The organism is Intrasporangium sp. (assembly GCF_051961875.1).
GTDB lineage: Bacteria > Actinomycetota > Actinomycetes > Actinomycetales > Dermatophilaceae > Intrasporangium_A.
Genome location: NZ_JBQCCV010000043.1, coordinates 1 through 21,000 on the forward strand (window position 1 = coordinate 1; position 21,000 = coordinate 21,000).

Sequence of the window (21,000 nt, forward strand, 5' to 3'; positions counted from 1 at the left end):
CACCAGCGCGGACCGCGCGACCTTCACCAAGGGCAGCGCCGGCAGCTACACGGTGACCACCACGGCCGGGTTCCCGACCGCGACGACGATCACCAAGACCGGCGCCCTGCCCTCGGGGGTCAGCTTCACCGACAACGGTGATGGCACCGCCACCCTCGCCGGCACCCCGACCGCGGCAGGCACCTTCCCGCTGACGATCACGGCCAGCAACGGCATCGCACCCGAGACGACTCAAGCCTTCATGATCAGAGTCAGGAAGGCGGCTGCCGTCGCGCTGCCGTCCACCCGACCGACGCCGGCAGGCACGCCGGGCGATGTGCCGTCGAAGGTGCATCCCGGGCAGATGCCCACCGTCACGAAGGTAGCCGCCGTCGCGCTACCGTCCACCCGACCGATGCCGGCAGGCACGCTGGTAGGCGTGCCGTCGAAGGTGCGTGCCGGGCAGGTGCTCACGGTCACTGGCAGCGGTTACCGTCCCGGAGCGCTGATCGAGATCGGCTGGTACGACGGTAGCGGCAAGCGACGGGTGTTGGCCCATGGCTACGCCGACGCTACCGGGCGCTTCAGCGTCGCCGTGACGGTGGCGGACGACCTCGGCGCGAAGACCGTCGTGGCCGCTGGCCGCGGGGTGAACGGCGCGGCTCGGTACCTGGACGACACGACCGTGGTGACTCCGCGCTCCGCCGCCGACTCGGGCCCGACGCCTCCCAACCCTGGCCAAGGCAGCCAAGATGCGGTCCGGGCGAGCGAGGACGAGGGCCTGACATTCATGCGCCTAGCCACCGACCTGCGCCTGGCGCTGGGCGCGGCTTTGGTGCTGGTCATGACCGGAGTGGCGCTAACCGTCCGGGCCCGCCGTCGGCGGCACGAGACCGAAACGGGGTGACCTGCGCGGTCCCGTCGGGCGGGTGTCTGGGCACGTGCAGGCAGGGACGGACCGGCCGAACAAGATGACCGTGGAAGAACCGCCTGGCCAACGGACGAGGTCCACACCCTGCGCTTCTTCGTCGCCAACGGGTCACGACGCGCTAGGTTCGGCCCGCGTGCCAGGCTCGGACCTCGGTCAAAATGTCGGCATCACTCAGCTGGCCCGGGAGGGCTGCACCGAGCGGTGTAGCAGGTCACGGATGATGTCGCCCCTGACGCCGTACTCCTGCGGGAGCGAGGTCATGTTCCGCCCAACTTGGTTGGCCCGCACCTCGGCCCGGCGCTGTGCCTTAGAGAACCGGAACTGGACGAACCGTGCAGGACGCCCCGGTGGGGGTCGCGAAGCGGACTGGGGGTGCGCGACCCCCGGCGGGGTGTCGTCGTCCCCCTCGGCCCGCGGCGTCCCGTGACCGCTATCGGTCGGACGGAGGCGACCTGCTGAGCTCGAGCCTGCCGCAGACGTACGGCCCGTCGCTCGGGCCGTAGCACATCCCTCTCGAACTGCCCGCAGGCAACGGCGCGAACGGGCCTGGTCGTTCTCGGCCGGGCAGATCCGCCTGCACAGTCCGCCGCGACGGTGACGGACCTGGTGCCGAGTTCCTCGGCCCTCCGCTGAGCGATCTCTCCCTGACGAAGCGCGGCCCTCGCTCGCCTGAGCCGCGCGCCACCCCTAGGCTCCCGACATGAGCCGCAGCTACGTCGGAGTGTCAGGATGGCGCTACCCGCGCTGGCGCGGCGACTTCTACCCGAAGGGGCTGCGCCAGCGCGAAGAGCTGAGCTACGCCGCGGAGCGGATGCCCTCCCTCGAGATCAACGGCTCCTTCTACTCGCTGCAGCGCCCCAGCTCGTATGCCGCCTGGGCCGCGGCGACACCGGACGAATTCGTCTTCGCCGTCAAGGGCGGCCGCTTCATCACGCACCTCAAGCAGCTGCACGACGTCGAGACCCCGCTCGCCAACTTCTTCGCCTCGGGCGTCCTGGGACTCGGACACAAGCTCGGTCCCGTGCTCTGGCAGCTGCCGGCCCGTATGCCGCTGAGCCCGGAGCGTCTCGACCGGTTCTTCACGCTCCTCCCGCGCACCCACGGCGAAGCGGCCGCCCTCGCGGCACAGCACGACGACAAGCTCGGCGACGACCGGGTTCGCACCGACATCGCGCCGGACGTCGACGCCGGCCAACCGATCCGGCATGCGCTCGAGCCCCGCCACCCGAGCTTCGAGACGCCGGAGGCGCGGGCGATCCTGGCCGAGCACGGAATCTGCATGGTGGTCGCCGACAGCGCGGGGGTCTGGCCGACCATGCCCGACGCGACGAGCGACTTCCGCTACGTCCGGCTGCACGGCGAGACCGAGCTCTACGCGAGCGGCTACACCGATGAGTCCCTCGACCGGTGGGCCGCCCAGTGTCGCGAGTGGCTCGCCGGCGGGCACGACACGTACGTCTATTTCGACAACGACTCCAAGGGCCATGCGCCGCACGACGCCGTCCGGCTCCTCGACCGCCTCCGCTGACGCCGCCCACTCGGCGGAAGGGCCGGGAAGGCGCGAGGGTCGCGTGCACGCGACCGAGGCTGGGCGGCATACGGTGTGCACGTGACCGACAAGACCACCGTGCCGCACGGCATCCGTGAGGCGAGCGAGTGGGCCTGGCGCCTGCTGCTCATCGTCGCTGCCCTCATCGCCATCTACCTCGGCATCGGGTTCGTCTCCGAGGTCGTCATCCCCGTCGCGGTCGCGCTGCTGCTCACGGCGCTGCTGCGGCCCCTCGCCCTGCGGCTGCACAAGCACATGCCGCTCGCCGGCGCGACGGGCATCACCGTGCTCGGCACGATCGTCGTGCTCGGTGGGCTGCTCACCCTCGTCGGCACCCAGTTCACGCACGGGTTCGGCCAGCTCACCGCTCAGGTCGCCGTCGGCGTGAGCCAGATCCGCGACTGGATCCGCTCGACGTTCCACATCACCGACACCCAGTTCAACCAGTACTTCGACAGCATCAAGGACTCGATCAGCAAGTCCGGCGACCTCGGGGCGACCGCCGCATCGATCGGGGTGACCGCGACACACTTCCTCGCCGGGATCTTCGTCATGCTGTTCGCGCTGTTCTTCTTCCTCTACGACGGGCCCCGCATCTGGGGCTGGATCGTCCAGCTCTTCCCCCGCGCCGCTCGCGGGAAAGCCGACTCGTCGGGCGCGATCGCCTGGGACCAGCTTTCCGCCTTCGTCCGGGCGACGATCATCGTCGCCGCGGTCGACGCGATCGGCATCTCGCTCGGCGCGGCGATCCTCAAGGTGCCGTTCGCCCTCGCGATCGGGGTGCTCGTCTTCCTCCTGTCCTTCATCCCGATCGTCGGCGCGCTCGTCTCCGGCGCCGTCGCCGTCCTGCTCGCGCTCGTCGCGCACGGGCCTGGAATCGCCCTGATCATGCTCGCCGTCGTCATCGCGGTGCAGCAGCTGGAGTCGCACGTGCTCCAGCCGTTCCTGCTCGGCCGCGCCGTGAGCGTCCACCCGCTCGCCGTCATCCTCGGCATCGCGACCGGCTCGATCATCGCCGGCATCGTCGGCGCCCTCATCGCGGTCCCGACGATGGCGATCCTCAACGCCGTCGGCAAGCATCTGCTCTCGGGCGAGTCGGAGAGCGAGATCGACAGCGAGCTCAGTGAGTCGGCCCAGGAGGGGCAGGCGCCCGCGAAGGCCTGACCGTCGAGGTCAGAGGTTGGCGGCCCGCCGCACGAAGAGGGCGCGCTCGTCGAGCTCCTCCGCCTCCTCGGCGAACTCCGGCGTCGCGAAGACGTCCGCGGGGATCCCTGCCGCCGTCATGCGCGGCTCGGCCTTCGCCTTCATCGTGTAGGTCGGCGGCGGCACCGGCACCGGGCTCCACTTGCCCTCCTCCGGGGGCTGCGGTGCGGGCGCCTGGGCAGCATCGCGGGCCAGCTCGGCCGCGAAGTCGTATGCGGCTGAGCCGGCCTCCCGACGCGCCGGTTCCTGCGCGCCGGCGGCCTGCTCGGAGACGGCGCTCGAGACCGCGTGCGTGGCAGACCTCGTGGCGGCGGCCTCCTCCGCCCCCACCGCGCGCTCGGCCGGGACCCGCTCCGCAACCCGCTCGGCCGCAGCCGTCTCCGGGGCGTGGATCACCTGGGTGTCGTCGGCCGTGAGCGGCCGAGTGCGCCTGCTCCGCCTCGTGGTGTCCGGGTCGTCGATGTCGCTGTCGGAGTGCCGCATCCCGCGGGACTCCTCGCGGAACCGCTCCGCCCGGGCACGGTCGGCGCGCACCTCGAGCCGGAGCCAGGCGAAGACCGCGACAACGGTGAGGACGGCGAGGGGCACCGTGATCCAGAGCAGGACGTGCAGGACCGCGAGGACGACCGAGGTCGGCACCCACAGGAGCGAGAGGAGCAGCAGCACGCCACGGAGCTGGCGGCGCCAACGGGGCACGACCGGGGCGGCGGGTCGGGGGGCGGGCCGCGCCGGACGGCGGTCAACGCGCTCGGGGCGGTGGGGTCCAGGTGCGGGTGAGCTGCTCATCGGGGCCACCTCTGCAGTGGTGCGGTGGGCGGTAGGCGTGGTGCGCCGGGCCACGAACGGCGAGCCGGTCGTCGCGACGACCGGTGCGGGAGCGCGCTTCTCGAGGACACGCACGGCCCCGGAGAACTGGTCGACGGTCCGCGTCGCGGCCGCGTCCTCACGACGGCGGATCCAGTGCTGGAGAAGGTAGGCAGCCCAAGTCGCCACGATGACGACGAAGATCAGGCTGCCCACTTGCACGGCACCAACGGTAGGCCGTCACATGCGTCACACCATGCACATTCGTTGCGTGTCGCGCAAGACCGGGGCGCTATCGATCCTGCAACCGTCCGAGCAACCCTCCGGGACCGAGCTCCTCGACCGTCACGGCGAACGTCCGATGGTCTCGCCAGGCACCGTCGATGTGGAGGAACCGCTGGCGAATTCCCTCGTCCCGCAAGCCGAGTCGCCGCACGACGCCGAGCGAGCGCTCGTTGTCGAGGCGGATGTTGACCTCGACGCGGTGCAGGCCGGCGCCCCTCAGGGCGTGGTCCATCGCGAGCGCCACCGCGCGGGTCGCGATGCCCTGTCCCCCCGCCGCCCGGTCGAGCCAGTACCCGACGGCCGCGGACTGCTGGGCTCCCCGGACGATGCCGAAGATGTGGACCTGCCCGACGATGTGACCCTCGACGTCGACGACCCACGGCAGCACGTGGTCCGCCCGGGCCTCCGCGTCGAGGTCCCGGACGAACTGCCGGAAGGACACGGCCGGCCGCGCACGCACACCGGGGGGCAGGGTCGGCTCCCACGGTTTGACGTGGCTGGCGTTGTCCGAGCGGATCCGGTGCCAGTCGTCCTCGTCGCCGACGCGTAGCGGACGCAGCGTGATCGGCGGCGCTCCCATGTCGTCGGTCAACACGACCGGCCAGGGCGCGTGGGAGCCGCGGTGCGGCCTCCAGTGCAGCTTCACGACCCGGTCCCTGACCCGTTAGGCACTCTCGTGGTCGCTGCCGGGGATCTGCACGAGGATGTGGGCGAGCACGTGCTCGAGGACCTCGAGCGCGTCGACGACCGCGCCTCTCGACCCGGGCAGGTTAGCCACGAAGGTCCGACCGGCGAGGCCCGTCAGGCCCCGGGAGAGCATCGCGGTCGGCACGCCCTTGGCGATCCCGGCCGCCCGGAGCGCCTCGGCGACGCCCGGGACGATCAGGTCGATGAGCGGTGCGGTCATCTCTGGGGTCAGGTCGGTCGGCGTGAGGCCGGTACCGCCGGACGTGAGGACGAGGTCGGGCTCCGAGCTGAGGGCGACCCGCAGGGCGCGCCCGAACTCGTCGCCGTCGGGGACGACGATCGGATCCGGCACCTCGAAGCCCCACTCCCGGAGCCGGTCGACGAGGATCGGGCCGGACCGGTCGGGGTAGGTGCCGCGCGCGGCGCGGGTGGACGCGACGATGACGACCGCGCGCCGGTCCTCTCCGATCAGGTCTTTGTCACTCACTCCAGTCTCCTGAGCGTCCGCCGGACTTGGCCGTGACCCGCACGTCGGTGATCCGCCCGTGCTTGTCCACGGCCTTGACCATATCGATGAGCGCCAGCGCCGCGACCGTGACGGCGGTGAGAGCCTCCATCTCGATCCCGGTGCGGTCCGCCGTCCGGACGGTCGCCGTGATCGAGACCCCGTCGTCCTCGACCGTCAGGTCGACCTCGACACCGTGGACCGCGATCGGGTGGGCCAGGGGGATGAGGTCGGGGGTGCGTTTCACCGCCTGGATCCCGGCGATGCGGGCGACTGCGAGTGCGTCGCCCTTCGGCACGTTGCCCGACCGCAGGGCGGCGATCGCGGCGGAGGCGAGCAGGACGCGGCCGGCGGCACTCGCCTGCCGGGCCGTGACGGCTTTCGCCGATACGTCGACCATGTGGGCGGTGCCGTCGCCGCGGACATGGGTCAGCCGGGCTCCCTCGCTGCTCACGAGCGCACCTCCCCGTCGAGGAGGATGACGTCGAGCGGGTCGCCCGCGGCCACCTCGGTCACCGACGCTGGGACGACGAGCAGCGCGTTGGCGCGTGAGAGGTCGGCGATGAAGTGCGACCCCTGGCCCGCCACCGGCTCGGCGAGCAGCTGGCCGGCGGCGTCGCGGGTCACGACAGCCCGAGCGAACTGCTCACGGCCGGCTGTCGAGCGCAGCGCCTGCGTCACGACCGCCCGGTGCACCGGCCGGGTCTCCGGCTCGAGGCGCATCATCCGGCGCAGCGCGGGCCGGACGAACAGCTCGAACGAGACGTACGACGACACGGGGTTGCCGGGCAGGGCGAAGAGCGGCACCTGGCGCGCGGGCGACGACCCGACGAGCTGGCCGAAGCCCTGGGGCTTGCCCGGCTGCATCGCGACGGAGACGAAGTCGATCCCCTTGTCCTTGAGGGCGGACTTGACGACGTCGTAGGCGCCCATCGAGACGCCGCCCGTCGTCACGATGGCGTCGGCGTGGGCCATCGCCTCGTCGAGCACGCGGATGAGCTCGTCCTCGTCGTCGCCGACGGCGGACCGGATCTCCGCGGTCGCCCCGGCTGCGACGGCGGCGGCCTGCAGCATCGTGGAGTTCGAGTCATGGATCTGCCCGGGCCCCAGTGGTTCTCCGGGCCGGACGAGCTCGTCCCCGGTCGGGACGACGACGACGTGCGGACGCCGGTGGACGACGCACTCGGAGTGTCCGCTGGCGGCGATGAGGGCGACCGTGCGGGGGCCCACCACGTTGCCCGCCCAGGCGACGGCACTGCCGGCCCGGACGTCCTCGCCGCGGCGCCGGACGAACGGGCCGGGGGCCACCTCGGCCCGGCAGGCGACGACTCCGTCGGCGGCGCCGTCGGTCTGCTCGACTGGGATGACCGCATCGGCCCCGTCGGGCATGGGCGCGCCGGTCATGATCCGCGCGGCCTCCCCGGGGCCGACCTTGACGTCCCGGTCGGCTCCGGCGGCGAGCTCGCCGACGATGCGCAGCTCGACCGGTGCACGGTCGGCACCCGCGAGCGAGGCGGCCTGCACGGCATACCCGTCCATGGCGGAGTTGTCGAAGCCCGGCAGGTCGACGGCAGCCGTGACGTCCTCGTCGAGGACAAGGCCGACCGCCTCGGCGAGGGGCACCCGCTGGCGGGGCGCGACCTTGGTCTGGCCCAGAATGGCCTCGAGGTGTTCGGTGGCGGTTCGCATGCTCACGCCTCCCCGATGACGGCACCGTCCGGCACCTGGTCGGGGCCGTCCACGAGCACCTTCCCGACACAGCGGACGTCGCGGCCGAAGGTTACGTCACCGCGGACGGTGAGGCTGGTGCAGTCCCGCAGGGACGGGACCCCGTGGGGGAAGTGCTCCTCGAAGCCGGGGATCAGCTTGAACCACGCGTCGTCGAGGTCGACGAAGGGCTCCGGGCCGGAGCGCGCGGCCACCACGCGGTAGTCGTCGTCGAGGCGGAAGAAGTCGGAGCGCATGACGAGCAGGTCGTTCGTCGTCTTGACGGGACGGAAGCGGGTGCGCGGCACGAGGAGTGCCTCGGACCGCTCGAAGATCTCGATCGCGCCACCCATCGCTGACTCGAGCTGGACCACCTTCGGGGACGTCTTGTCCGACGGGTCGACGTTCTTGCGGTTGATGATGATCGGCAGCCCGAGCACGCCCTTGCGTTGGGCCATGCGCCGGTCCAGCGCCTCGAGGTTGATCCAGATGTTGTTGGCGTGGAAGGTCGAGTGGCGCTCGATGTCGCGGAAGTACTCCTCCTCGCCCGGATAGACCATCGCCAGGTCCCGCAGGACGAGCCGGCCGTCGGCCTTGCGCACGGCGAGGTGGCCGCCCTTGCGGTCGCTCGGGGTCCGCTCGCAGACCTCGGCGACGTAGGGGAGGTCGTGGTCGACCATCCATCCGGCGAGGTCGGGGTCGCAGGTCGCGCCGAGGTTGTCGGCGTTGGAGATGAAGACGTAGCGGATCCCCCGGTCGAGCAGGGTCTCGATGAGGCCTGAGGTCAGCATCGACACGAAGACGTCGCCGTGTCCGGGCGGGCACCACTCGAGCTCTGGGTCGGCCGGCCAGTCGACCGGGCAGAGGTCGCGGGCACGTAGCTTCGGCTCGGCGTTCTGGATGAACTCGAGCGGGACTCCCTCGACCTCGAGGTCCGGGTAGGCCCGCAAGGCCTCGAGGGTCTCCTCGGAGGTGCGGAACGAGTTCATGAAGATGAGCGGCACCTCGACCCCCCACCGCTTACGCAGCGCGAGGGTCTGCTGGGCGATGATGTCGAGGAAGCTGAGGCCCCCGACGACCGGGAGCGCCGACTTCGCCCCGTTCATGCCCATCGTCGTGCCGAGGCCGCCGTTGAGCTTGATGACGGCCGTCTGCGACAGGGCGTGGCGGGCCATCTCGTCGGCCACCTCGACCGCCTGGAGCCGCTGGATGTCGCCCAGCGGCTCGATCGTCGCCTCCGGGATGACGCCGAGGGCGCCGTCCTCGAGCTGGTTGTAGTAGTGCCGGAAGACGCGGATGGCCTCGCTGCTGATGCCGCGCGCTCGCATGCGGTCGATCGACTGACGCAGCCCCTCGTCGCTCATAGGGTCACTTTACGATGGGGCCTGTGAGCGCCAAGGGAGACCTACGACGGGTAGCCCGCGCCCGCCGCTCCGGTCTCGCCGCGCAGCTGGACCGTGAGGCGGCCGCAGAGGCGATCGCCACCACGGTCCTCAGGATCGTTCCGGCCGGCGCCCGCACGGCGGCCTACCTCTCCCTCCCGGGGGAACCGCCCACCGACCGTCTCGTCGACGCGCTCCTCGAGGCAGGGCACGAGGTCATCGTGCCGATCACGCTCGCCGACTTCTCGCTCGAGTGGACGTATGCCGTCCACGGCGCGGTCGCGGACCCGGCACGGGTGGCCCGCGGGACGGTGCCGGAGGGCACGGACGTGCTCGGCGCGGAGGCGCTCGCGACGTGCGGACTCGTCGTGGTCCCGGGGCTCACCGTCGACACGCGCGGCGCCCGGCTCGGGCAGGGCGGCGGCTGCTACGACCGGGCGCTGGCACACCGCCGCCCGGGGACGCCTGTCGTCGCGCTGCTGCACGAGGGCGAGGAGAGCGAGGAGCTGCTCCCGCTGGAGGCGCACGACCAGCTCGTCGACGGCTTCGTGACGACGACGGGGCGGCTGGTCTGGCTCAGGGGCGAGCCGCCGGGCTGAGGGTCAGCCGCTCCTCGGCCGCCTTGTCCGTCGCGGCCGGCGTGAACGGCCACGGGAAGGTCTCGTTCGCCGCCCAGGCGTCGACCTGGTCCGCGTAGTGGTCCGACATCGCATGACCGCTCTGGCCGGTCGAGTTCACCCAGCGCGAGGCATCGAGGTTGGACAGGTCGACGACCATCCGCATCGACGGGCCCGCCGTGACGTCATAGCCGGGAGCCGAGGCGTTCCAGGCATTGGCGTCGACGATGGAGTTGCCGCCGCCGAGCTCGATCCCGCCCCGGTTGAAGATCTGGCGGATCACCCCGGGGACGGAGTCGCCGCCCATGACCTGGTGCTCGAGGTTGAGCTCGTGCAGCCGGCCCCAGCGCCACGTCACCGGCTCCTTGCCCAACTTGCGCGCCAGGTCGAGCCGGGCGTCGACGAGCGCGCGCTTCAGGATCTCGCCGGACGTCTCGACGACACCGGGCGTGGTCTTGTCGTCCCACCAGTCGTTCTTGGGGTCCTTGAGCAGCTGCTCCATCACCACCATCCAGCGGCTGCCGCCGTCGGGCGCGATGTCGGGCGGGAGCTCGTCGAAGGTGTACTCGAGCAGGTGCTTCCACACGGCGTTGTAGTAGGCGGCGGCCGCCGAGTTGCGGGACTTGTCGTTGGGCTGGCTGTAGTCCCACTGCGTGAGCAGCCGCTGGGCCTGCGCGGTGAAGTCGTCAACCTGGACGCCGAGCAGGTGCTCGACGAGCACGGGCGCGAAGGTGTTGCGGGTGTCGCCCTGGATCTGCGACATCAGCTCGGGCGAGACCTTGGGGGTCGACTCGAGCAGGTTGCGGATCCGCTGGGCCCGGAAGCCGTAGTCCCACTCAGAGGTGAGGAACGGGGTGCTGCTCGCCGTGACGGCCTGGTTCGCCGTGACGATGAGCCCGTCGCTGGGGTCGAGCACGTGCGGCAGCTCGTCGAAGGGGACGTAGCCGCGCCAGTCCCACTCGCTGTCCCATCCTGGAGACGGCCAGTAGCCGGGGGCCGCGCCGGGCGTCGAGGCGCGCCGCACCGGGATCAGCCCCGGCGCCTGGTAGCCGATGTGCCCCTCGACGTCGGCGTAGACGAGGTTCTGCGACGGGACCGCGAACTGGGCTGCGGCCTTGCGGAACTGGTCCCAGTTGCCCGCGGTGTCGAGTGCGAAGATCGCGTCCGCGGTGTTGTTGGGGGTCAGCGCCGTCCAGGCCAGCGACACGGCATACCGGTTGGACTGCGGCGCGCCGCGCACGACCACCCGGTCGCCGGCCTCGGCGATGCCCGGGACGACGTCGGACATGATCGGCCCGTGCAGGGTGCTGCGGACGGTGATCGTGACGTCCCTGCCGCCGGCGACCTTGATCGTCTCCGTGCGCGACTCGAGCGGTTTCTGGACGCCGTCTCGCAGGTAGTTCTCGCCGTCGACCTGCTCGAGGTAGAAGTCGGTCACGTCCGGGCCGAGGTTGGTGAAGCCCCAGGCGATCCGGGCGTTGTGCCCGATGACGACGCCGGGCAGGCCCGAGAAGGTGAACCCGGACACCTGGAACGGGCACTGCGGCGTGACGGTGCGGCACTGGAGGTTGACCTGGCTCCAGATGCTGGGGATGCCGAGCTTGAGGTGCGGGTCGTTGGCGAGGAGCGGCTTGCCCGTCGTGGTGCGGGATCCGGAGACGACCCACGAGTTGGAGCCGATGTCGTCGCCCTTGCCGAGCAGGGCCGGGATCGCGTCGATGGCGGCCGCGGTGTTCTCGAAGGCGGCCTGGCCGTCGGACTGGGCGAGCGGCTTGACGAGCCCCTCGGGCAGGGGCGCAGCCGCCTGCTCCGCGGCCTTGGTGGGGTGCCAGTCCTCCGACGAGAGGATCGGCAGGTTCCGGTCCATCGGGTAGGCCGGGTAGAGCAGCGAGATCTGCTTGACGGACGTCCGCCGGGAGAGCCGGGCCCGGGCGAGCTCGTCCGAGTAGTCGCCCCGCAGGTCCCAGGCCATCGCCTTGAGCCAGGCCAGTGAGTCGACCGGCGTCCAGTCCTCGACCCGGTAGCCGGGGTTGTTGCGGGCCAGCAGGGTGTACTCGAGGGACATCTCGCCGGGGCTCTCGGCGTGGTGGATGTAGGCGTTGACGCCGTCGGCGTACGCCTGGAGGTACTGGCGGGTCTCCGGCCGCAGCTTGGGCAGCTCCTGCTCTGCGACCCGGCGCCAGCCCATGGTGCGGATGACCGCGTCCGTCTCGACCCCCGGCTCACCGACGAGCTCGGCGAGCCGGCCCGCGGTGACGTGCCGGCGCAGGTCCATCTCGAAGAACCGGTCCTGGGCGCTGACGTAGCCCTGCGCCCGGAAGAGATCCGCGGAGTTGTCCGCGGTGATCGTCGGGATGCCGCGGGCGTCACGGGTCACCGTGACGGTGCTCGTGAGACCCTCGATGCGCAGCTGCCCGCTCTGCTGGGGGAACGAGTGCCGCACCGTCGAGATCGCGAGGATGCCCGCTGCGACGAGCGCGAGCACCACGAGGACGATCACCGACAGGCTGATGCGGCGCACGAGCTTGATCCGGGACACGCCCCCGAGCGTAGGTCACGCCCAGAGCGCGACGGTCACGCCATCCGTCGTGGCGGGCGAGTCGTTATGAGAACGGGTCCTGCCCACGAGTCCGGGCGGGCGGGATGGTTTCATTGTCGCAGCCGCACGCCAGGAGCCCGTGTGACCACACTTGCGTCGATCACGTCGTCGGGGATGACTCTCGACGACCTCACACGCGTGCTCCTCGTCGGATCGATCGTCCTGCTCGTCGCCGTCGCGGCGGTCCGCCTGTCGACCCGCTCGGGCATGCCGTCCCTGCTCATCTACCTCGGCATCGGGCTCCTGCTCGGCAATGCCGTCCTCGGGATCCAGTTCGACTCCGCATCGATCACCCGGGTGCTCGGCTACGCGGCGCTCGTGCTCATCCTCGCCGAGGGCGGACTGACGACCTCCTGGGACAAGATCCGCGGTGCCGTGGCACCGGCAGGGCTGCTCGCGACGGTCGGCGTCGTCGTCTCGGTCCTCGTCGTCGCCGTCGCGGTCCACGCCTTCCTGCCCCTCTCGTGGACGATCTCCCTGCTCATCGGGGCGATCGTCACGTCGACGGACGCCGCGGCCGTCTTCGCCGTGCTGCGGAACGTGCCGCTCCCCCGCCGCCTCGCCGGCACCCTCGAGGCGGAGTCGGGCTTCAACGACGCCCCCGTCGTCATCCTCGTCGTGTCGTTCGCGGTGCAAGGCGCACCCGGAGGCGAGTCGCACACGTGGTACGACCTCGCCTGGCACGCCCGGCTCGAGCTCGCCGGCGGCGCGGTGGTCGGCCTCGTCGTCGGCTGGGTGGGTGGGCAGGTCCTGCGCCGGGTCGTCACCGCATCCTCGGCCCTCTTCTCGATCGGCATCCTGTCGCTGACCGTCCTGGCCTATGCCCTGGGGGCGCTCACGCACGTCTCGGGCTTCCTCGGCACCTACGTGGCCGCGCTCGTCCTCGGCAACATGCATCTCCCTCACCGGGCGAGCTTCCGCTCCTTCGCGAACGCCATGGGTTGGATCGCCCAGATCGGCCTGTTCGTCATGCTCGGGCTCCTCGCCGACCCCCGCCGGCTCGACGAGCAGATCGTCCCGGCGGTCGTCATCGGGCTGGTGCTGCTCCTCGTCGCCCGGCCCGTGTCCGTGTGGATCTCGACGTCGTGGTTCCGGTTCTCGTGGCGCGAGCAGGCCTTCCTGTCCTGGGCGGGCCTGCGAGGGGCGGTCCCCATCGTCCTCGCGACGGTCCCGCTCACGACCGGCACGCCGAACACCGAGTGGATCTTCGATCTCGTCTTCGTCCTCGTCGCGGTCTTCACGATCGTCCAGGCGCCGACCCTCGGCTGGGTCGCACGCCGGCTGCGGCTGACCGAAGGGGTCGCCGCGGTCGACGTCGACCTCGAGTCGGTGCCGCTCGCCGAGATCGGCGCGGACGTGCTGCAGGTGTCGGTCGGGGAGAGCTCGCGCCTGCACGGCGTGGCGCTGTTCGAGCTGCGGCTGCCCCGCGGCTCCCACGTGGCGCTCGTGGTCCGTGGCGACACGTCGTTCGTCCCCGACCAGCACACGACACTGAAGCACGGCGACCAGTTCCTCGTCGTCGCGACGGCACAGGCCAGGGACCCTGCCGAGCGGCGGATCCGTGCGGTGAGCCAGGGCGGGCGACTGGCCGACTGGACGTAGAATCGAACCAGTCCAACCAGACCGTCCGAAAGACTCCCGTGCCCACGTACTCCTATGCCTGCCGGTCCTGTGACCACGCGTTCGACATCCGCCAGTCCTTCAGCGACGACCCGCTGCTGAAGTGCCCGGAGTGCGGCGAGCTCCAGCTGCGCAAGGTGATCCACCCCGTCGGCATCGCGTTCAAGGGCTCCGGCTTCTACCGCACCGACTCGAAGGCGTCGACGACGTCGTCATCGTCGGGCTCGTCCGCGGCGTCGTCGAGCGAGTCGAGCGAGTCGAGCGCCAGCTCCAGCACGGCCTCCTCGTCGTCGGACAGCTCCGGCAGCGCCACCCCGGCCGCGTCGTCCACAGCCTCCTGACCCTCTCGGGGCCCTCCACAGGCCGGGAGTATGCCGCCGAGCGGGTGACCGCTCGCGCCTAGGCTTCCGGCATGACCACCTCTCCGAGCAGCCCCAGCCCGCCCCCTGCGTCGTCCACCGATGCGCAGGCCGAGATCGGTGTCATCGGCGGGTCGGGGCTCTACGAGTTCCTCGACCAGCACGAGACGGTCGAGGTCGAGACGCCCTTCGGCCCACCAAGCGATCCGCTCGTCGTCGGTGAGGTCGCCGGTCGCCGGGTCGCCTTCGTGGCGCGCCACGGCAAGGGCCACCGCTACCCGCCGCACCAGGTCAACTACCGCGCGAACCTCTGGGCGCTGCGTGCCGTCGGCGTCCGCCAGGTCATCGCTCCCTGTGCCGTCGGGTCGCTGCGCGCCGAGCACGGTCCGGGCACCTTCGTCGTGCCGGACCAGATCATCGACCGCACCTGGGGTCGCGCCCACACCTTCTACGACGTCGAGGGCCCGGTCGTGCACGTCGGGTTCGCCGACCCCTACTGCCCCAGGGGTCGTGCCGTCGCCGCGCAGTCAGCCCAGCGGTCCGGACATGGGGTCGCCGACGGCGGCACCCTCGTCGTCATCAACGGTCCGAGGTTCTCCTCACGGGCCGAGTCCCTGATGAACCAGCAGGCGGGCGGCACGGTCGTCGGGATGACCACGATGCCCGAGGCGGCACTGGCCCGGGAGCTTGCGATGTGCTTCACGAGCCTCGCCATGGTCACCGACTACGACTCCGGCATCGACGGTGGCGAGGCGGTCACCCACGAGGAGGTGATGCGGGTCTTCGCGCGCAACGTGGACGATCTCAAGGTCGTGCTGCGCGACATCATCGCCGGCCTCCCCCCGGCCGAGGAGGACGAGGCCGCCACGTGCCCGTGCCGACGCAGTCTCGACGGGATCACGCTCCCCTTCGCGATCCCGGGTCGCTGAGGGGCGGCGACCGGTGCTGCGCCGCCGCCCGCCCCAGCTGCCCGCCCCGCCGGCCGGTGCCGGAGTGAGACCGGAGCGGGCCGGCGGGCCAGCCCATGAGGGCCGGGGCGCGGCCCCGGTGCGGCAGCGTCGCCGGTCGGCGCGGCCGGGCCTGGCGCGGACGGGACGGCGCCGGGTCGCGCGGCGAAACCGCCTGCGCCGCGTGGCTGCCGCATTCCTTGCCGCCATCGCCGGCTTTCTCGGCGTCACCGCGCTCACCCCGCGGGGATCCGCGGCACCAGGGCTGCCGACCGTGGTTGCGGCCCACGACCTGCCGTCCGGCGTCGTCCTCGGCGCCGACGACCTCGTCGTCGAGCCGCGACCGCCGGTCCAACGGCCCGAGACGGCCGTCTCCGAGGTCGACGGCGTCATCGGCCAAGTCCTCGCAGCTCCTCTGACCGCCCGCGAGGTGCTGACGACCTCCCGGCTCCGCGGGCCCGGGATGCTCGCCGGGCAGCCGCAGGGGACGGTGGCGATGAGTGTGCCGGTCCTCGATCCCCAGGCGGCCGGGGTCACCGCGGGCAGCCGCGTCGACCTCTACGCGAGCGGGTCCGGCGAGCGGGTGGCGAGCGATGTGACGGTCCTCGCGACCCGCGTCCCCGAGGCATCGGCGTGGTCGTCGGGGGGTGCCGCGAGCATCACCCTCGCGCTCAACCAGCCGAGCGCGAGCGCGGTTGCGCGGTCCGTCTCCACGCTGCAGGCCGGCGAGATCTTCGTGGTCGCGCTGCGTTCCGGGTGACTCGGCCCGGCGCTACGCTGCTGCTGGTCGCAGCGGCCACGACCAGCACATTCTCAGCAGTTCCTCGCCGGCAGTCTTGTCCGTCGTGAACCTCGTTCAGGGGTCTTCGTACTCGAAAGGAACCCACCATGCTGAAGGGCTTCAAGGACTTCATCACCCGCGGCAACGTCGTGGAGCTTGCCGTCGCGGTCGTCATCGGCCTCGCCTTCAAGGCGGTCATCGACGCCTTCGTCGCCATCATCCTCGACCTCGTCGGCAAGGCGGGCGGACAGCCGAACTTCTCGAACTGGGAGCCCGACGGCATCCACGTCGGCGCGTTCATCACCGCCGTCATCAGCTTCCTCATCATCGCGGCGGCGGTCTACTTCGCCGTCGTCGTGCCGCTCAACGCGCTCGCCGCCCGCCGCCGGCGGCAGGGTGTCGAGGCGCCTGACGGCCAGTCCGACGAGGTGGTGCTCCTCACCGAGATCCGCGACGCGCTCCGCGTCCGCTGAGCTCCGCGGCCCTGCGCACACAGACGCGCGGCGGGGCGGGAGCCGGTTGGCTCACACCCCGCCGCGGTGCTTCCCCACCCGCACTCTCCACCCCCGAACGGTCCGTTCGAGGGTGAGCTGGACGGTCTACCGCCCCGTTGGCTCACGACCGCCCCGCTCAGCCCGAGCCGGCGGGCCGTATGACGCGAGCCGAGTGCCGCTCAGCCGTTGTCGCTGGGCTCGCCGTGGGCCTTCGGGCGCTCGTAGTCGCCGAGGATCTCCGCCAGCGCGAGGGGACGCTTCGCCTCGTCGTGGCGGCCGGCACGCTGGAGGGTCCGGCCGAGCAGGAGGTGCGCATAGGCGTCCGTCGGGGCCTCCTCGATGAGCTCGACGAGGACAGCCTCGGCGCGAGCGAGCTGGGCCGAGTGATAGTAGGCGCGAGCCAGGAGCAGCCGCAGCTCCGTCGTCCCGTGCAGCAGCTCCTGACCTTCGGCCTCGTCCACCAGGGCGGCGAGCTCCTTTGCCGCGGCGCGGTGGTCGCCGAGGTCGTAGAGGCTCTGCGCCCACGCGAGGCGCAGCGAGAACGGGGTCGAACTGGTCATCATGCAGCCCTCAACATCGTGAGAACGGTTCGCATTCCTCGTACGTACCCAGCCGGTCGACGTGCTCCTGCTGCGCCGTCGATCGTGAGGAGCGCCCTCTCGATCGTGGGGACTGTGCTCTCGATCGTGGGGCCTCCGGCTCTCGATCGGGTCACTCGTAGTGGGGCGGGCGCTGCTCCTCGAGCCAGCGGTCCCGGGTGGGGCCGTCGTCGCCGCCGCTCCCGTCGCCCCAACCGAGGTCGAGGTCGTCCTGTGTCGGGCCGTAGCCCTCGCCGTCGCCCAACGCCTCAGCGGTGCCGGTTCCCTTCCGGAACGCACGCCGCCGCTTGCGGCGGCCCTTGCCCTTCGCCGTCGCGTCGACGTCCTCGGGCCCGTGGGCCGACCCCTCACAGCGCTCTGCACCATCGGGGCCATTCCCGGAGCCTTCGCCGGAAACATCGGCCCCCTCGTCGCCGAGGGCACTGCCGGCGGCCTCCGCCCGCGAGGCGAACGTCTCGTCGCGGGCCATGGAGACGATGCGGGCGATCTCGCGCGCCGGATCGCGGAACACGTCGGTCGACCACACCCGCACGTGCTGCCAGCCGAGACGCCCGAGCTGCTCCGCGCGCAGCCGGTCACGCTCACGCGTACTGCGGTGAGCGGCATACCGGGGCCCATCGGTCTCGACGGCGAGCAGGCCGTGCCCGCGGTGGTACGGGTCCTCGACCGCGAGGTCGATCCGTTGTGCCCCGGAGCCGTGGTCCTCGTGGACGGTGAGGCCGGCGCGGCGGAGCCGCTCGGCGAGGTCGTGGCGCAGCGGGTCGGCCGCCGCGGGCGCGACCGTCTCGGGCGCACTGCTCACGTCACCACCGCGCTCGGCGTAGGCCAGGAAGTCGCGCAGCATCAGCGCACCGCGGGCCTTCAGCCGGGCTGGGTCGAGGTCGGCAGCATGGAGCGCGGAGACGACGGTCATGCGGCGTCGGGCTCGGGTCATCGCCACGTTGAGGCGGCGCTCACCCCCCTCGAGGTTGAGCGGACCGAACCGGTGCAGGACCCGGCCGTGCGGCGTCTTGCCGTAGCCGACCGAGAGGATGATCGCGTCGCGCTCGTCGCCCTGGACCCGTTCGAGGTTCTTGACGAAGAAGCGCTCGTCGCGGTCCTCGGCGAAGAACGGCGCCAGGTCGGGGGCACCGCGAAGCGCCTCGGTCACGGCCTCCTGGAGTCGGATGGCGTGGGTGATCCCGAGGGCGATGACGCCGAGGCTCTCCTCGGGCCGGGTCCGGGCGTGTTCGAGGACGAGCGCCACGACCCGGTCGACCTCGGACTGGGTCGTCTCGATCGACTGCACCCCGTGCTCGACCCGGGCCACCCCGTCGACCGGCTCGAACCGGACCGAGGACGCGAGCGAGGTGCCGGGGAAGGTCGTGAGGGTGCCGTCGTACATCGCCTCGTTGGCGAAGGCGATGAGCCGCTCGTCGCGCGAGCGGTAGTGCCAGGTCAGCTGGCGCGTCGGCAGCGCGGCGGCGAGGACGTCGAGGATCGACTCGAAGCCGTCGGTCAGAACGTCCTCGTCGGAGCTGGGTTCGTCCTCGGAGACGACCGTGAAGAAGTTCGTGGGGGGCAGCTGTCGCTCGTCCCCGGCGACCACGACCTGCCGACCGCGGGAGATCGCCGAGACCGCCTGGGCGGGCTGGATCTGCGAGGCCTCGTCGAAGATGACCACGTCGAACCAGCGGCCGGGAGGGAGGGTCGAGGCGACGACGAGCGGGCTCATGGCCCAGCACGGCTTGATGGCGGTCAGCGTGCGCCCGGCCTGCGGCACGAGGTCACGGAGGGCCTTGTGCCGACGGGCCTTGCCCGCCTCGGCCCGGACGAGCGCCTCGTGCGCCGGGTTGTCCGAGAGCGTCTCGCGGATGTTGCGGGCCACGGAGCTGCGGACCCGCTCGACCGTCGCGGCGAGGTGCGCGTGGTCGGCCTCGATGTACTCGTCGACCGCACGGCGCAGGCCGGTGCCGTCGTGTGCGCCGTAGTCGGGGTCGCGGACCGTGATGTCCTGGCCGACCGAGGCCCACCACACGTGCTCGACCTCGGCGGTGACCGCCTCGGCGGGGACTCCTCGCGCGGCGAGGTCGTCGACGACGGCACCCAGGCCGGCCGCCCGGACGTCGTCGAGCGCACCGGTGACGTTGGGCAGGACCGCGAGCCGTTCGGGTCGGGCCGCGAGCGCGCCGAGCCGCTCACGCAGCTGGGCGAGCGGCATCGCCCGCAGGTCGTCCCCGTTCTCGTCCGTCGCGAGCCGGGACGCCAGCCAGTCGAGGTCGGCGCCGACTCGCTCGAGCAGCTCGATGCCCTCGTCGAGTCGCGGCGAGATCTCCGGCCGGCCGCCGCCACCGACGAGGGCGGCCCAGTGGGCGCGCTGCTCGCTGGCGGCCACGAGCTCCTCGTGGAGGTTCGCCGGTGGACGCCCCGGGCGGAGCAGCCGCTTCGTCTGGTGCGCGACCCGGCGCCGGGTCAGCCAGCCCATCTGGACGTCGTGCTCCAGGCGCCACTCGCGGCTCGCCGTGGCGGCGATCGGCTCGGTCAGGGGCACGTCGAAGATCTGCGGGCGGAATACCTCGAGGGTGTGCCGCACGTGGGACATCGTCGCGAAGGCGGACTGCCAGTCGGCCAGCGAGTTCGCCTCGGGCACCTGGGACTCGAAGAGGATGCCGTTGAGGTGCGCGGCGACCGACTCCAGGTCGGTCGAGCCGAGCCGCGTCGTGATGTCGAGGGCCCGGGCCGCGTCATCGGTCGTGAGGATGCGCGCACCGAACCACGGGTCGTCCCCGTCCGACGTCCACGCGCCGAGGCCGACGGCGTCCCTCAGCCGGCGGCCGAGCTCGACCGCCCGGGCCCGGCTGAGCCCGAGGATGTCGGGACCGGTGAGCCGGACGTGCGAAGTCGGGGCGGGGCGGCGGCTCGCGAGCTCGGCCATCGCCTCCTGGACGTCGTGCGCCGCGATGCCCCAGGGCTCCCGGACCCGGTGCAGCGCTCGGACGTGCCGGACGAGCCGGGAGCGCCGGTCGCGCAGGATCTCGGCCGTCGGGTCACTCGTCGGCGGCCGGTGCTCGAGCGCGGCGTCGAGAGTGGCCGCGAACTGCTTGGCGACGGCACGACGGTTCGTCGTGCCGTCGTGCGCGTCGAGCACGAGGTCGCCGAGGCCGAGCCGGTCGAGGCGGGAGACGACCGCGTCGATGGCGGCACGCTTCTCGGCGACGAAGAGCACCGACTTGCCCTCGGCGGCGAGCGCGGCGACGAGGTTGGCGATGGTCTGGGACTTGCCGGTGCCGGGCGGTCCCTTGATGACCAGATGTGCCCCGGCCCGCACCGCGTCGATCGCGGCCTGCTGCGACGAGTCAGCGTCGAGGACCAGGTGCTCCCGCTCCGGGTCGGGGTCGGGGTCGGTCTCGGGGACCCGCAGCCGGACGGCGGCGAGCGCGGACTCGTCCCCGGCGAGGGCGGCGACGACGTCGTGGTCGGCGAGGGTGTCCCCCTGCAGACCGAGGTCAGCCACCATCGGGAGCTTGGCGTAGGAGAACGTGCCGATGACGAGCCGCGGGGCGATGTGGAAGGCGGGGATCGCGGCACAGGCGTGGGTGAGGGCGGCATACGAGGGGTAGGGGTCGAACGCGTTGCCGACCTCGGCGAGATCGGCGAGCGCGTCTCCGTCGACCTCGATGCCCTGCTCGGACCGCAGGTACTCGCGCAGCACCGGGTTGAACTCCGCGTCGGGCCCGAGGACGATCTCGAAGTCCTCCTGGGCGGCACCGGTGGGCCGCAGGAGGCAGGTGCGGAGCAGGACGGGCGCCGCCGGCGGCCGGGCGGCGCGCGGCACCGACCACGTGGCCATGCCGATCGCGATGAAGCCGGCCGCGATGCCGCGCTCCTCCTGCAGCTCGAGCGCCTTCGCCCGGATGGCTCGTGCCCGGTGGCGCGCCTCGTCGAGGGCACCGGGCTCGCGGAAGAGGTCGCT

General features: G+C 71.9%; 18 protein-coding genes and 1 pseudogene. 9 read left to right on the plus strand and 10 right to left on the minus strand.

The features are described 5' to 3' along the window. The 3 genes from ACTHJJ_RS02520 to ACTHJJ_RS02530 form a co-directional block, all read left to right on the plus strand. A partial coding sequence (locus ACTHJJ_RS02520) for a putative Ig domain-containing protein (RefSeq protein ID WP_440301360.1) occupies window positions 1–886 on the plus strand: 886 nt, incomplete at its 5' end. A 724-nt stretch (window positions 887–1,610) separates the two neighbouring features. After that, a complete protein-coding gene (locus ACTHJJ_RS02525; RefSeq protein WP_440301361.1) occupies window positions 1,611–2,438 on the plus strand; it encodes a DUF72 domain-containing protein in 828 nt (275 codons plus the stop codon). Between the two features lie 81 nt (window positions 2,439–2,519). Next, window positions 2,520–3,623 carry an AI-2E family transporter gene (locus ACTHJJ_RS02530; protein ID WP_440301362.1) on the plus strand — a complete coding sequence of 368 codons (1,104 nt, stop codon included), beginning with the start codon at window positions 2,520–2,522 and terminating at the stop codon, window positions 3,621–3,623. Between the two features lie 9 nt (window positions 3,624–3,632). On the opposite strand, the gene ACTHJJ_RS02535 is transcribed toward ACTHJJ_RS02530, so the two are convergent. The 6 genes from ACTHJJ_RS02535 to ACTHJJ_RS02560 all read right to left on the minus strand — a co-directional run bounded on the left by ACTHJJ_RS02535 (window position 3,633) and on the right by ACTHJJ_RS02560 (window position 9,014). Then, a complete protein-coding gene (locus ACTHJJ_RS02535) occupies window positions 3,633–4,688 on the minus strand; it encodes a hypothetical protein (RefSeq protein ID WP_440301363.1) in 1,056 nt (351 codons plus the stop codon). Window positions 4,689–4,758: 70 nt separating this feature from the next. Beyond that, window positions 4,759–5,397: a GNAT family N-acetyltransferase gene (locus ACTHJJ_RS02540; protein WP_440301364.1), complete on the minus strand. Its 639-nt coding sequence runs from the start codon at window positions 5,395–5,397 to the stop codon at window positions 4,759–4,761. 18 nt (window positions 5,398–5,415) lie between these two features. Next, a complete protein-coding gene (locus ACTHJJ_RS02545) occupies window positions 5,416–5,925 on the minus strand; it encodes a MogA/MoaB family molybdenum cofactor biosynthesis protein (protein ID WP_440301365.1) in 510 nt (169 codons plus the stop codon). Then, the gene (moaC, locus tag ACTHJJ_RS02550; protein WP_440301366.1) at window positions 5,918–6,397 is read right to left on the minus strand and encodes a cyclic pyranopterin monophosphate synthase MoaC; all 480 of its coding nucleotides are present in this window, start codon (window positions 6,395–6,397) and stop codon (window positions 5,918–5,920) included. The genes ACTHJJ_RS02545 and moaC overlap by 8 nt, the downstream gene beginning before the upstream one ends. After that, window positions 6,394–7,632, minus strand: coding sequence for a molybdopterin molybdotransferase MoeA (locus ACTHJJ_RS02555; RefSeq protein ID WP_440301367.1), 1,239 nt, complete (start codon window positions 7,630–7,632; stop codon window positions 6,394–6,396). Before ACTHJJ_RS02555 ends, moaC begins: the two co-directional genes overlap by 4 nt. Before the next feature lie 2 nt (window positions 7,633–7,634). Then, entirely contained in the window at window positions 7,635–9,014 is a 1,380-nt protein-coding gene (locus tag ACTHJJ_RS02560; protein WP_440301368.1) for a UTP--glucose-1-phosphate uridylyltransferase, read from the minus strand. 14 nt (window positions 9,015–9,028) lie between these two features. Here ACTHJJ_RS02560 and ACTHJJ_RS02565 point away from each other — a divergent pair, with 14 nt between their 5' ends. Beyond that, the gene (locus ACTHJJ_RS02565) at window positions 9,029–9,631 is read left to right on the plus strand and encodes a 5-formyltetrahydrofolate cyclo-ligase (protein ID WP_440301369.1); all 603 of its coding nucleotides are present in this window, start codon (window positions 9,029–9,031) and stop codon (window positions 9,629–9,631) included. Here the strand turns inward: ACTHJJ_RS02565 and ACTHJJ_RS02570 are convergent. Next, a complete protein-coding gene (locus ACTHJJ_RS02570; protein WP_440301370.1) occupies window positions 9,609–12,188 on the minus strand; it encodes a penicillin acylase family protein in 2,580 nt (859 codons plus the stop codon). The two genes, ACTHJJ_RS02565 and ACTHJJ_RS02570, sit on opposite strands and share 23 nt — an antisense overlap. A 141-nt stretch (window positions 12,189–12,329) precedes the next feature. Between ACTHJJ_RS02570 and ACTHJJ_RS02575 the strand changes: the two genes are divergently transcribed. Then, window positions 12,330–13,850, plus strand: coding sequence for a potassium/proton antiporter (locus ACTHJJ_RS02575; RefSeq protein ID WP_440301371.1), 1,521 nt, complete (start codon window positions 12,330–12,332; stop codon window positions 13,848–13,850). 38 nt (window positions 13,851–13,888) lie between these two features. Beyond that, window positions 13,889–14,032: pseudogene (locus ACTHJJ_RS02580) on the plus strand (FmdB family zinc ribbon protein); the annotation flags it as partial. 14 nt (window positions 14,033–14,046) lie between these two features. Here the strand turns inward: ACTHJJ_RS02580 and ACTHJJ_RS02585 are convergent. After that, window positions 14,047–14,199, minus strand: a complete 153-nt coding sequence (locus ACTHJJ_RS02585; RefSeq protein ID WP_440301377.1) for a hypothetical protein — start codon at window positions 14,197–14,199, stop codon at window positions 14,047–14,049. A gap of 81 nt (window positions 14,200–14,280) precedes the next feature. Between ACTHJJ_RS02585 and ACTHJJ_RS02590 the strand changes: the two genes are divergently transcribed. The 3 genes from ACTHJJ_RS02590 (at window position 14,281) to mscL (ending at window position 16,428) form a co-directional block, all read left to right on the plus strand. Beyond that, entirely contained in the window at window positions 14,281–15,156 is an 876-nt protein-coding gene (locus tag ACTHJJ_RS02590) for an S-methyl-5'-thioadenosine phosphorylase (protein WP_440301372.1), read from the plus strand. 202 nt (window positions 15,157–15,358) lie between these two features. Then, window positions 15,359–15,934 (plus strand): SAF domain-containing protein, encoded by a 576-nt coding sequence (locus ACTHJJ_RS02595; RefSeq protein ID WP_440301373.1) that lies wholly within the window; start codon window positions 15,359–15,361, stop codon window positions 15,932–15,934. 128 nt (window positions 15,935–16,062) lie between these two features. After that, window positions 16,063–16,428, plus strand: coding sequence for a large conductance mechanosensitive channel protein MscL (gene mscL, locus ACTHJJ_RS02600; RefSeq protein ID WP_440301374.1), 366 nt, complete (start codon window positions 16,063–16,065; stop codon window positions 16,426–16,428). A gap of 200 nt (window positions 16,429–16,628) precedes the next feature. Here mscL and ACTHJJ_RS02605 read toward each other — a convergent pair whose 3' ends face one another. Together ACTHJJ_RS02605 and ACTHJJ_RS02610 are read right to left on the minus strand one after the other, a co-directional pair. After that, entirely contained in the window at window positions 16,629–17,009 is a 381-nt protein-coding gene (locus tag ACTHJJ_RS02605; RefSeq protein WP_440301375.1) for a tetratricopeptide repeat protein, read from the minus strand. 151 nt (window positions 17,010–17,160) lie between these two features. After that, window positions 17,161–21,000 (minus strand): AAA domain-containing protein (locus tag ACTHJJ_RS02610; RefSeq protein WP_440301376.1); only part of this gene is annotated, 3,840 nt, incomplete at its 5' end.

Excerpts from the sequence above, each read along its gene's own strand:
- ACTHJJ_RS02605 (WP_440301375.1), bottom strand. The coding sequence starts at position 17,009 with ATGACCAGTTCGACCCCGTTCTCGCTGCGCCTCGCGTGGGCGCAGAGC.
- ACTHJJ_RS02555 (WP_440301367.1), bottom strand. The coding sequence starts at position 7,632 with ATGCGAACCGCCACCGAACACCTCGAGGCCATTCTGGGCCAGACCAAG.
- mscL (WP_440301374.1), top strand. The coding sequence starts at position 16,063 with ATGCTGAAGGGCTTCAAGGACTTCATCACCCGCGGCAACGTCGTGGAG.
- ACTHJJ_RS02525 (WP_440301361.1), top strand. The coding sequence starts at position 1,611 with ATGAGCCGCAGCTACGTCGGAGTGTCAGGATGGCGCTACCCGCGCTGG.
- ACTHJJ_RS02565 (WP_440301369.1), top strand. The coding sequence starts at position 9,029 with ATGGGGCCTGTGAGCGCCAAGGGAGACCTACGACGGGTAGCCCGCGCC.
- ACTHJJ_RS02590 (WP_440301372.1), top strand. The coding sequence starts at position 14,281 with ATGACCACCTCTCCGAGCAGCCCCAGCCCGCCCCCTGCGTCGTCCACC.
- ACTHJJ_RS02560 (WP_440301368.1), bottom strand. The coding sequence starts at position 9,014 with ATGAGCGACGAGGGGCTGCGTCAGTCGATCGACCGCATGCGAGCGCGC.